Origin of the sequence: Oceanospirillum multiglobuliferum, from assembly GCF_900167095.1 — a bacterium.
GTDB lineage: Bacteria > Pseudomonadota > Gammaproteobacteria > Pseudomonadales > Halomonadaceae > Oceanospirillum > Oceanospirillum multiglobuliferum.
In genome coordinates this window covers 46,876-58,171 of sequence record NZ_FUXG01000018.1, presented here as the reverse complement: position 1 = coordinate 58,171, position 11,296 = coordinate 46,876, and the positions used below count along the sequence as shown (strand labels likewise).

12 protein-coding genes are annotated in these 11,296 nt (G+C 47.6%); 9 read left to right on the top strand and 3 right to left on the bottom strand.

The genetic code is table 11. The features are described 5' to 3' along the window. Positions 1 to 380, top strand: a 380-nt coding sequence (tnpA, locus tag B5D26_RS12350) for an IS200/IS605 family transposase (RefSeq protein ID WP_078746031.1), incomplete at its 5' end; no start/stop codon positions are given. Between the two features lie 157 nt (positions 381 to 537). Here the strand turns inward: tnpA and B5D26_RS16450 are convergent. After that, a complete protein-coding gene (locus tag B5D26_RS16450) occupies positions 538 to 936 on the bottom strand; it encodes a type IV pilin protein (RefSeq protein WP_139776671.1) in 399 nt (132 codons plus the stop codon). A gap of 83 nt (positions 937 to 1,019) precedes the next feature. On the opposite strand from B5D26_RS16450, the gene B5D26_RS12340 reads away from it, so the two are divergent. The 5 genes from B5D26_RS12340 to thiO are packed head-to-tail and all read left to right on the top strand — an operon-like array spanning position 1,020 to position 5,332. Further along, positions 1,020 to 1,550, top strand: coding sequence for a GspH/FimT family pseudopilin (locus B5D26_RS12340; RefSeq protein ID WP_078746029.1), 531 nt, complete (start codon positions 1,020 to 1,022; stop codon positions 1,548 to 1,550). Then, positions 1,544 to 2,290, top strand: coding sequence for a PilW family protein (locus B5D26_RS12335; RefSeq protein WP_078746028.1), 747 nt, complete (start codon positions 1,544 to 1,546; stop codon positions 2,288 to 2,290). The genes B5D26_RS12340 and B5D26_RS12335 overlap by 7 nt, the downstream gene beginning before the upstream one ends. Before the next feature lie 10 nt (positions 2,291 to 2,300). Further along, a complete protein-coding gene (locus B5D26_RS12330; RefSeq protein WP_078746027.1) occupies positions 2,301 to 2,765 on the top strand; it encodes a hypothetical protein in 465 nt (154 codons plus the stop codon). 53 nt (positions 2,766 to 2,818) lie between these two features. After that, complete coding sequence (locus tag B5D26_RS12325; protein WP_078746026.1) at positions 2,819 to 4,183, top strand: type IV pilus modification PilV family protein; 1,365 nt, start codon at positions 2,819 to 2,821, stop codon at positions 4,181 to 4,183. A 30-nt stretch (positions 4,184 to 4,213) separates the two neighbouring features. Beyond that, positions 4,214 to 5,332 (top strand): glycine oxidase ThiO, encoded by a 1,119-nt coding sequence (gene thiO, locus B5D26_RS12320; protein ID WP_078746025.1) that lies wholly within the window; start codon positions 4,214 to 4,216, stop codon positions 5,330 to 5,332. Positions 5,333 to 5,419: 87 nt separating this feature from the next. Here thiO and B5D26_RS12315 read toward each other — a convergent pair whose 3' ends face one another. Then, positions 5,420 to 5,686 (bottom strand): PP0621 family protein, encoded by a 267-nt coding sequence (locus B5D26_RS12315; RefSeq protein WP_078746024.1) that lies wholly within the window; start codon positions 5,684 to 5,686, stop codon positions 5,420 to 5,422. An 82-nt stretch (positions 5,687 to 5,768) separates the two neighbouring features. Next, complete coding sequence (locus B5D26_RS12310; protein WP_234985292.1) at positions 5,769 to 6,653, bottom strand: outer membrane protein assembly factor BamD; 885 nt, start codon at positions 6,651 to 6,653, stop codon at positions 5,769 to 5,771. Positions 6,654 to 6,808: 155 nt separating this feature from the next. Here B5D26_RS12310 and rluD point away from each other — a divergent pair, with 155 nt between their 5' ends. The 3 genes from rluD (at position 6,809) to clpB (ending at position 11,228) form a co-directional block, all read left to right on the top strand. Then, positions 6,809 to 7,774 (top strand): 23S rRNA pseudouridine(1911/1915/1917) synthase RluD, encoded by a 966-nt coding sequence (gene rluD, locus B5D26_RS12305; protein ID WP_078746023.1) that lies wholly within the window; start codon positions 6,809 to 6,811, stop codon positions 7,772 to 7,774. Further along, a complete protein-coding gene (pgeF, locus tag B5D26_RS12300) occupies positions 7,774 to 8,532 on the top strand; it encodes a peptidoglycan editing factor PgeF (protein WP_078746022.1) in 759 nt (252 codons plus the stop codon). Before rluD ends, pgeF begins: the two co-directional genes overlap by 1 nt. A gap of 119 nt (positions 8,533 to 8,651) precedes the next feature. After that, positions 8,652 to 11,228: an ATP-dependent chaperone ClpB gene (gene clpB, locus B5D26_RS12295; protein ID WP_078746021.1), complete on the top strand. Its 2,577-nt coding sequence runs from the start codon at positions 8,652 to 8,654 to the stop codon at positions 11,226 to 11,228. The last annotated feature ends 68 nt before the right edge of the window (positions 11,229 to 11,296 follow it).

Below are 11,296 nucleotides of genomic sequence, written 5' to 3'. Positions count from 1 at the left end.
ACAGCGTCACCAAGCTGGTTGTACATCTGGTCTTTACCACCAAGTACCGACGAAACCTGTTTGACGGTTATATGATTCAGCAACTGCGCGAAGCATTTGGGTCGGCTTGTGAAAAGCTGGAGTGTGACCTACTGGAAATGGACGGTGAATCAGATCATGTTCACCTGCTGATAGCTTATCCGCCGAAGCTGGCGATCAGCGTCATGGTGAACAACCTGAAATCGGTTTCATCACGCCGGATACGCATACTCAATACCCATATCCCCCGGCAAAGCAAAAGTGCAGCGCTCTGGTCACGTTCTTACTTTGCCTGCAGTGCAGGCGGGGCAACGATCAAAACACTGAAAGAGTATGTGCAAAGTCAGACGACACCTGATTAGAACCGCTGCGCGGTTCCCGCTTGTATCCCCGCCCGATTGGGCGAGGGTTTACGCGGAGTTTTGCTAAATTTAGGGTGTGATTGTGAGGTGAAAAGCTTATTCACCGATAAAATATTATCAGTGCCTTCCACCTCAATTAACTACTAACTACCATTAACTACCAACAAGCAGGTGGGCTTTTCGCTTCTCCAGTGGTGTTCTTAGTCAACACGATACTGGTACAGCCTGTATCATTCAGTTGTACACCTTTAGCCGTGGCCGTAATTTTATAACCGGTCTTACCACTGTCTGTTATTTTTAGATCATAAAAGCCTTCATCTGACGTTGTATTCAGATTTAAGCCCACGTTTGTCATGTTATCAGTATAACTACTGTGAGATACCCGCCAGTTTTCTTGTGCCAGTTGAATTTTTAAAATAGACACATGGGCATCGGCTCGACGACTTTCCATACCGTAGTTCTGATATGACGGATAAGCCACAGAGGCCAATATGCCGATAATGGCAACCACAATTAATAGCTCAATTAACGTAAATCCTTGTTGCCGAATTTGCATGGCGAACTCCATCTGTTTGCTTGTGTAACTCAGGGTTGCATGGCATGTTAAGTGAATCAAAAATGTAAGAACAGGGGTGGGTTGTGCGCAATAAAGGATTTACCCTGCTCGAACTACTGATTGCGGTCACCATTGTGGGCATTTTAGCGGCAACCGCTGTACCACAAATGGGAGACTACATCCGTCGAGAGCAACTCAGGGGCGCAGTGTTAAATGTTAAACAGGAGTTGGCTTTTGCTCGATCAGAAGCCATTAAACGCAATCAAAATGTGATTATTGACTCTAACATCAACGGCACCGCTTGGTGCATAGGTGTCAGTACCAACGCCAATTGCGACTGCACTATTACCGACCCCGCCACCGCTAATGCCTGCGTATTATCTATTGATGGCACTGATGTACTGCGCCGAATCAGTAGCAATGACTATGAGGGGGTTAGTTTGACCGCTGCCCCAGCCTCCAACATTACTTTTGATGCGGTACGAGGCACCGCCAATACAGGCACTTATCAGTTTCTGTCGGGAGCCAATCAAGCTCGCACTATCACCTCTGTATTAGGCAGAATACGTGTGTGTGTCAATGAGGGCGCAGTTGCAGGACTTTCCTCATGTTAAAACGGACTCGACAACAAGGCTTTTCTTTACCTGAACTATTGATTGCAATGGTGCTAGGCGTATTGCTGGTCAGCGCTGTGATTAATGCTTATTTGGCGACTTTGAACAGTACCAATCAGAATAACCAACAGGCGCAGCTGAATCATAATCTACGCGCCAGTCTTGACCTGATCAGTAGCGAGTTAAAACGGGCAGGGGGGATTGTGCGACCCCTCGCATTAGACAGCGCCCAATTTTCTCAATACGGCAGTAACCCTTTTATGGACAGTACCAGTAATCTGACCTTATGGAATGCCGCAGATAACACCCTAAACTGCACCAACAACTTATGTGACTGCGTCACATACAGCTATGACAGAAACTTAGACGGTGATCCCTATAATGGAGGGATGAATCACTTCGGCTTTAAGCTACAAAACAAAGGCCTGAAAATGCGTAAAGGCGGCGCAGTGGCACCTGGTGATGTATTGAATTGCAGTAATGGCCAATGGGAAGGTTTGACAGAAGATGAAGTCGAAATCACTAGCTTCACTCTCAGCTATATCAATGCCGCAGGCACTGTTATTGCAGCACCTGAGCAACTGGATATTACCAATACCGACACAACCTGCGAGTCAGGCACAAACTGCCTTGAAACCCGTAATATCGCCATTAGCATTACGGGCAGCGTGGGGGATTATAGCCTAACCGTTAGCAATCGTGTGCGCGTCCGTAATGACCGCTTATTTACAGTGCCGTAAGGAGATGATGATGAATCGGAAATCTCAACAAGGCATGGTCACCTTGCTTTTCACCGTAGTGCTGATGATCACGCTCACAATTTTGAGTTTTACGACGGCTAAAACCCTGTTAACCGAACAAACGATTTCAGCCAATGAGCTGCGGGGCAAAGAAGTTGGCTATGCAGCAGAGGCCGCACTTGAATATGGCATTGGTTGGTTTAACAGTAATTTCAGCACGGTTGTATGGTCAGCGGCGAACACGACTACTGCCACCCCTACTACTATTACCGCAGGTAGCGACAGCTATACTCTAAGCGTGCAGTATGAGCGCAATTGCTTAAGTGGAGCTTGTGATCTATATCTGGTTGAAGTTACTGCTACCGCTGTTGCTAATAACGACTCAGATCTCACCCGCACTCAAGTGATTCGGTTATTAGAAGATCGCAATAACAACCTTTATATTCGAGTGCCTGGCAGCTGGCGAGATTGGTAGTAAGCCTGCAAGACCTACGTAAAATAGAGCTAAGGACAGCAGTAGAGGTAATCATGATAAAGCACAGCCAACAATCAGGCATGACCCTGATTGAAATACTAGTGATTGTACTGGTGGTGTCAGTCGGCATGATCACCACCGCAAAATTTCAAGCGGATCTACTACATACTGGTAGTGCGACCAAAGCCCGAACACAAGCTTTAGCTTTAGCGCAGCAAGAGATCGAAAACCTTAGAATCAATCACGATACCGCAGCCAATGGTACAGAGGATGATGTGGCTGGCGTCAATGCAGAGTATGACCGAAGCTGGACAGTAACAGGCTTTGCTGGGGTTGCTGGTGCTCAACAATATCAAAGCAGCATAACTTGGACCGACAGCCAAAATCGCACACAAAATCTACAACTGAGCGCCGTGCTTTATCCTGACAATATGCTCTCAGCCACAGATAGCGAACGAGTTACAGCAGGGAAGTGTATTTTCACCCCGACCAACTGCCAAACAACACCAGAACCAGAACCAGATCCAACACCTCCAACAACAGTTGTTGAGGTTGATATTGATAACGAGCAAGAAATTTCCATTGGCACACCGCTAACAGGTCTTGATATCGCTAAAGATAATTTAAAGGCGTTAGGTAAAAAGGCATCCTATTTAACGGGTCGAGACTACATCGACAAGCTCAACGGCTCAGCCTCTCTTAACGGCACGTCTGGCGACGACAAACTTTTGGTAACGGGAAAAGCGAACGGGTCTCTAAGCCTAAATATGGGTGCAGGTGATGATACTGTGCAAATCAATGACAGCTTAACGGGGTCTGCCAGTATTAATTTAGGGGCTGGTGATGACTTGTTAATGGTCGCTGAAATAAAAGGTGCGGCTAGTGTTACTGGAGGTAGTGGTATTGATACGATCTGCTTCTCTAACTGGTCAAGTTTGTCAGGAAAAGCCTTTGCAATAAGTGGTGTTGAGATACTGTTATTTAATGACGGCAGTCATCAATTCTTGAACGGCTACTCTACCGATGCCAGTAATTTACCTTATGGTTGCGGCTCTGGCGGGGTGGCAGACCTAGTTTACCGTTACCCTGTAAGCATAGCCCTAGCATTCCCAACAGAAGAAAGCGCCAACAGAGATGGTCAAGCCATAGTGACGAACAACACCAATAATATTACCTTGCTCGAAGAGGGTAGCTTATTAGTATTTTACAGCGGTATCACTTATCACTTATATCTGAATACCATCACCGCTGAGCCAGGCACAGGTGACTACCTCGGTAAATTTGTAAAAAATGTTCACTTTACCCTTGAGTCACCAACCAAAATACTGGCTAAAGACCAAATTCAAGGCTGTGCAACATGGACTGGCACTGATTACAGCGAATTGGAAATTTCAATACAAGATACGGCTTGTAATTAACAACCACTTATCAGAGCGGAAGAGACCATTTTGAACGATTTTTTAATTGTAGGCGGCGGTGTTATCGGCATGATGATGGCGCGCACACTGGCGGATAGCGGTGCAGATGTCACCATCGTAGACAAAAATGCATTAGGCCAAGAGTCCTCTTGGGCGGGCGGTGGTATTGTGTCGCCGCTATATCCTTGGCGCTATCGTCCAGAGATCACCGCACTTGCCAATTGGTCACAAGGTTTTTATCCCAAATTGGCCCAACAGTTATTGGCTGAAACAGAAATAGACCCCGAGTACCGTGCTGGTGGTATGCTGATGCTGCGGGTTGAAGATGAGGCCGAAGCACTGGCGTGGGCCGCGCGTCACCAACAGCCTCTGACTCAAGTGGAAGCTGATTTTATTTACCAAACTGAGCCGAATATCGCCGCTGGTAAAGTGCAAGCCATTTGGATGCCTGAAGTCGGTAGCATCCGCAATCCTCGCTTGGGGCAAGCTCTAAAGCGCAGCTTAGAACTGAGGCCAAACATACGCATCATTGAACATGTCGAAATTAAAGCGATTCGTCAGATGGACGGCCAAGCTATTGGTGTGGATACCGCAAACTCAGTGCTCAGCGCAGGCCAAGTGATCGTGACCGCAGGGGCTTGGAGTTCAGCTCTGTTAGCCCCAATCATACCCAACTTGCCAATTGCACCCGTAAAGGGACAAATGCTGGTGTATAACGCGCCAAAAGGCTTGGTCAACCGCGTAGTCATGTTAGATGGCCGTTATGTGATTCCGCGTAATGATGGCCGTATTTTAGTGGGCTCTACATTGGAATATGCCGATTTTGACAAGCAAACAACAGAAGAAGCCAAACAATCGTTAATTGCTTCAGCCCACGCGATATTACCCGCGCTGAAAGACCTAGAGCCTGAATATCATTGGGCAGGCTTACGCCCCGGTTCACCAGATGGCATCCCTTTTATCGGTGCAATACCAAGCGTAGGTAAATTACATCTCAACGCGGGACACTTCCGTAACGGCTTAGTACTGGCGCCAGCCGCCACACAGCTGCTTTGCGATCAATTATTAGGCAACACACCGATTATTGACCCAGCGCCTTATCAGCCCGCTTTACGTTTGAAGCAAGCAGAACAAGGCGTGATGATTTAATAACGGACTTTATTTTCTGTTTAAATAAAAAAACCAGCTCATCGCTGAGCTGGTTGAATAAGAGTAGAGAGAGAGGATTAAGGCTTATTACTTCTTTTCTGGCCCGTGGGCTAAAAATCGATTTAAGTGCTCGTGGCAGCAAAACCAAAGTTTTTCATGTTTTACGGCATCTTTCTGCGGTAAATGTAGATTACAGAAACGACACTGCACCATTTGCTCCGGCGTTTGATCTGCCTCTGCGTTCGTTTCCGCACTGTTTTTGGTCAATTTCTTTTGGTTATAGGCTTTTAGAATACGTAGGCCAAACCAAACAATTGCAATAAAAATTATCAGTCGAAAAATCATAAATCCCATCACTTGTTATCCTTTTGACACCTACCAACGCCTTTCAACCAATTTAGATCAACGCAATGGTCTTTGGTTCACCAATGCAGAATTAACTAAACAGATCAGGTATTAACGCTTCCCAAGGGGCTTTGCTTTTCTCGCCAATTGGTTTTATCAGTTTTAGCTCACCTTTTTCGGTCAGCTGTGCATGTTTCGGGTACTGCGCTTTCAACAGTGCCAATGATTCACGCGCAAGGTCTTTCATACCCAAATGCAAATAGGCTTCTGTCAATGTGGCTAAGGCATCTGCTGTAGTCGGTGCCGTGGGGTAGTTTTCTAGCACGTAGCGACTACGGTTAATTGCCGCAAGATAACCGCCTTTCTGGATATAAAACTTAGCAATAAATACTTCATTACGCGCCAGCACGTTACGAATAAACAGCATCCGTTGACGAGCATCGGTTGCGTAACGGCTCTCTGGGAAGCGTTTGATAAGTGTATCAAAATCGGTGAAAGCATCACGGGTAGAGCCTAAGTCGCGCTCAGAAATATCAACTAACTCCATGCCCTCTAACATATAGCGACCTGCCATATAAGCAGACAAGCCCTTCATGTAATACGCGTAGTCAACATGCTGGTGACGTGGGTTCAGACGAATAAATCGCTCAGCGGCAATCCGCGCGGTTTCATAATCTTGGCTTTGAAACTGTGCATAAATTTGTTCTAACTGAGCTTGCTCAGAAAACCGCCCCAACGGGTATTTGGTTTCTAAGGTTTGTAATAGCTCTAAGCCACGAATGTAGTTATCACCTTTAAGCGAGTCTTGCGCCTCTATATACAAAGTGCGCTCAGCTTTGGCTAAATCTTCTGCGGTGCGATCTTTCGCACAACCACTTAACAGCACAAAGCTAGACAAGCATGCGATACCCAACAAAGAAGCTTTGGTAAAAGGTACACGAGAAATAAGAGACTGGACTAAATTACGCATAATCATCAAAAAAATCATTATTAGATGGTAGAATCAACAGGCGACCGACTATAGCACAGGCTTTGCCTAATTACGTGAGCATTCTAAGTTGGTCAAACTATGCCTGTTGCTGTTTTATTAGTCTCGTTATTATCACTCTTGTTCTCGGATATATTGTTCCCATGGCTGAATCCATCTCCCTACAGGCTACTGTGCCCTTTGAGCTGACAGGCTCACGTATTGACCAAGCGGCAGCAGAACTGTTTCCCGAATATTCACGCGCTCGCCTTCAGTCATGGATCAAGGAAGGCACGCTGACAGCCAATGGCGTCGTACATAAACCTAAAGACAAACTGATCGGCGGCGAGCTTTTGGTAGTAAATGCTACTGTTGAAAACAGTGAAGCTTGGCAGGCACAAGACATTGAGCTGGATATCGTATACGAAGATGACGATATTTTGGTGATTAACAAGCCAGCAGGTTTAGTCGTTCACCCTGCCGCAGGCCATCACAACGGCACTTTGTTAAATGCCCTTTTGCACCATGCCCCTGAGATGGCGCACTTACCACGTGTGGGTATTGTGCACCGTTTAGATAAAGACACTACGGGCCTAATGGTAGTCGCTAAAAACCTAATCGCGCAAAACGGTTTGGTGGAACAGTTACAAGACCGTTCGATGGGACGTGAATACGAAGCCATCGCCACAGGTTTTATGACGGGAGGGGGTAAAGTTGACGCTCCTATTGCTCGCCATCAACGCGACCGTAAACGCATGGCAGTAGTTGAAGGCGGCAAGCATGCCGTAACCCACTATCGCGTGGTCAAACGCTTTAGAGGCCATACCCATGTACGCTGTAAGCTAGAAACAGGTCGTACACACCAGATTCGTGTGCACATGGCTTATGTCAACTATCCTCTACTAGGTGATCCAGTTTATGGCGGTCGCTTACGTTTACCTGCGGGTTGTACAGAAGAGTTAAGAGAAAGCATCCGTCAATTCCCGCGCCAAGCCCTGCACGCCAAACGCCTTGAACTTTGGCACCCTGTAACAGGTGACTGGATGGAGTGGGAAATTGATCTACCAGAAGACATGAAGCAGATGTTAGCAATATTAGAAGCCGATATGGCGGCCGATAAGGACGCATAATGCGTAACGCCTTTGCTTTTATTTCACCACATTGGCCTGCGCCTAGTAATGTTCGCACACTCGTCACGTCTCGCGAGCGTGGCGGTAGTGCTCAGCCTTACCATTATTTCAATATGGCTGAGCATGTGGGCGATGAGGCTAACTTAGTCGCGCAGGCACGAGCTGACCTGCAAAGCTTTGTAGGAGCCCAGCATCCATTACTTTGGCTGAACCAAACCCATAGCACCCTTGTTGCTGATCAATTTACGCCCAACATAGAAGCGGACGCCTCAGTGGCGTTCAGCGATGATTACGCCTGCGTTGTGATGACTGCCGATTGCCTACCTGTATTTTTCTGTTCAACCGATGGTGATCGTGTTGCCGTAGCTCATGCAGGTTGGCGCGGCCTAGCGGATGGCATATTAGAAAACACTTTGGCTCGCTTACAGCTGCCGCCAGAAAAAGTAATGGTCTGGTTAGGCCCTGCCATCAGCAGCAAGCATTTTGAAGTGGGAGAAGAGGTTAGGGCACGCTTTATTGATCAAAATTCTTTAGCGGTGAACTGCTTCTCTCCTAGCCCTTTTCGCCTAAGACATTATATGGCGGATCTCTACCAGCTCGCTCGTTTAGCCTTACAAAAACAAGGGGTTAAACAGATATTTGGCGGCGGCTTCTGCACTTATGCCGACCATACCCGTTTTTACTCCTACCGACGTGATGGGGTCACAGGACGTATGGCCAGTGTCATTTGGCTCTCTAATTCAGATCCCTCTGAATAATTGACCACTTGAACTTCCTTGATCCGGCCTCACTTAATGCTCTAACAGAATGATTTGCTTGTCGCGCCAATGTAATCCGTTATTTACTGAGGCCGACAAGCTGCAATGAGGATAAGAGTATGCGTGTTGACCGTTTAACCGGAAAACTTCAACAAGCCCTAGCTGACGCCCAATCAATGGCGGTTGGACGTGATCATAATTTAATGCAGCCTGTGCACCTTGTTCTGGCGATGCTGGAACAACGTGACAGCGCCATTCGACCGTTGATTTTGCAAGCAGGCGGCGACTTCACCAAACTCCGTAATGACCTGAAAGAGCAGCTTAACGCTCTGCCTGTGATCAGCAATAACGATGGCCAAATCAATATGTCTCCAGAGTTGGGGCGTATCTTAAATTTGGCTGACAAAGAGTCTCAGCAGCGTAAAGACCAATATATTTCTAGCGAACTGGTCTTACTGGCAGCAGCTTCTGATCAAAGTGACACGGGTAAAATTATTCGGGCTTGTGGTTTAACCAAAGACAATCTGACTAAAGCGATTGATCAAACTAGAGGCGGGCAAAGTGTGGATGACCCAAATGCAGAAGAGCTGCGCCAATCGTTAGACCGCTTCACCGTTGATCTAACCGAACGGGCACTGGCAGGCAAACTTGACCCTGTTATTGGTCGTGATGATGAGATCCGTCGTACCATTCAAGTACTGCAACGTCGCACCAAAAACAATCCGGTATTGATCGGTGAACCGGGTGTGGGTAAAACCGCCATTGTTGAAGGATTGGCACAACGCATTATCAATGGCGAAGTACCGGAAGGTTTGAAAAACAAAAAGGTACTGTCTCTGGATATGGGCGCGCTGATTGCTGGCGCGAAATTCCGAGGTGAGTTTGAAGAACGCCTGAAAGCAGTATTGAATGAACTGGCCAAACAAGAAGGCCAGATTATTCTATTTATCGACGAGCTGCACACGATGGTGGGCGCAGGTAAAGGCGAAGGTGCGATGGACGCAGGCAATATGCTCAAGCCTGCACTGGCTCGTGGCGAGCTACATTGTGTTGGGGCGACCACCCTTGATGAATATCGTCAGTACATCGAGAAAGATGCCGCCTTAGAGCGCCGCTTCCAAAAAGTACAGGTTGATGAGCCAACCGAAGAAGACACCATTGCTATTCTGCGCGGCTTAAAAGAGCGTTACGAACTACACCACGGCGTAGACATTACCGATGGCGCCTTGATTGCTGCCGCTAAATTGTCGCAGCGTTATATCACCGACCGCCAACTGCCCGACAAAGCGATTGACCTAATTGACGAGGCGGGTTCTCGTATTCGTATGGAGATGGACTCTAAGCCAGAAGAGATGGATCGTTTAGAGCGTCGTCTGATTCAGTTGAAAATCGAACGCGAAGCGCTGAAAAAAGACACCGACGAAGGCACCCGTAAACGTCTAGCGCATTTAGAAGTTTCAATTACAGAGTTAGAGCGTGAATACGCTGATTTAGACGAAATCTGGAAAAGCGAAAAATCAGCCCTTTATGGCGCACAACAGATCAAAACTGAACTGGAACAAGCACGTTTGGATTTAGACGTGGCTCGCCGAGCCGGTGATTTGGCCAAAATGTCTGAAATTCAATACGGCATTATTCCTGACCTTGAGCGCAGCCTAGAAATGGCCGCACAAGAGGAACAGAAAGAAAGCCACGTTTTACTGCGTAATCGTGTCACTGATGAAGAGATTGCCGAAGTGGTCTCCAAATGGACAGGCATCCCCGTCAGTAAAATGCTCGAATCTGAGCGTGAAAAACTGCTCCGTATGGAAGAAGCGCTGCACGAACGCGTCATCGGTCAAGATGAAGCCGTTATCGCTGTGGCCAATGCGGTGCGTCGCTCACGGGCGGGCTTATCTGACCCGAATCGCCCAAACGGTTCATTCCTGTTCTTAGGTCCAACGGGTGTGGGTAAAACAGAGTTGTGCAAATCGTTGGCGAAGTATCTGTTTGATACCGAAGAGGCGATGGTGCGCATTGATATGTCCGAGTTTATGGAGAAGCACTCGGTTGCACGCCTAATCGGTGCGCCACCGGGGTATGTTGGCTATGAAGAGGGCGGTTATCTGACCGAAACCGTACGCCGCAAGCCTTACTCGGTTGTGTTGTTGGATGAGGTTGAAAAAGCACACCCTGATGTGTTCAACATCTTGCTGCAAGTGCTGGAAGATGGCCGCTTAACCGATGGTCAAGGCCGCACGGTTGACTTCCGTAACACCGTCATCGTGATGACCTCAAACCTAGGCTCAGATGTGATCCAAGCCTATGGCGGTAAAGACGAACAGTACGATGAGATGAAAAACAAAGTGATGGAGGTGGTTTCCGGTCACTTCCGCCCTGAACTGATCAACCGTATTGACGAAGTGGTGGTGTTCCACAGCCTAGGTCGAGAAGCCGTTAAAGGCATCGCCCGCATTCAGCTACAACGCCTGCAACAGCGTTTAGCCGAACGTGAGCTGAACTTAGAGATCGCCGAAGATGCCTTAGACCAGTTGGTTGAAGTTGGTTTTGATCCCGTCTATGGCGCGCGGCCACTAAAACGCGCCATTCAACGCTGGATTGAAAACCCACTGGCACAAGAGATCCTGTCAGGTAAATTTACCGTCGGCCAGACCATTCATGTGCAACTTAAAGGGCATGATCTAGTGTTTGCTTGATCAGCCTTATTCTGAGTTTTAGCGCCTAATCATCCCCGCTGTTTGCAGAAGTGAGCAGCGGGGATTTT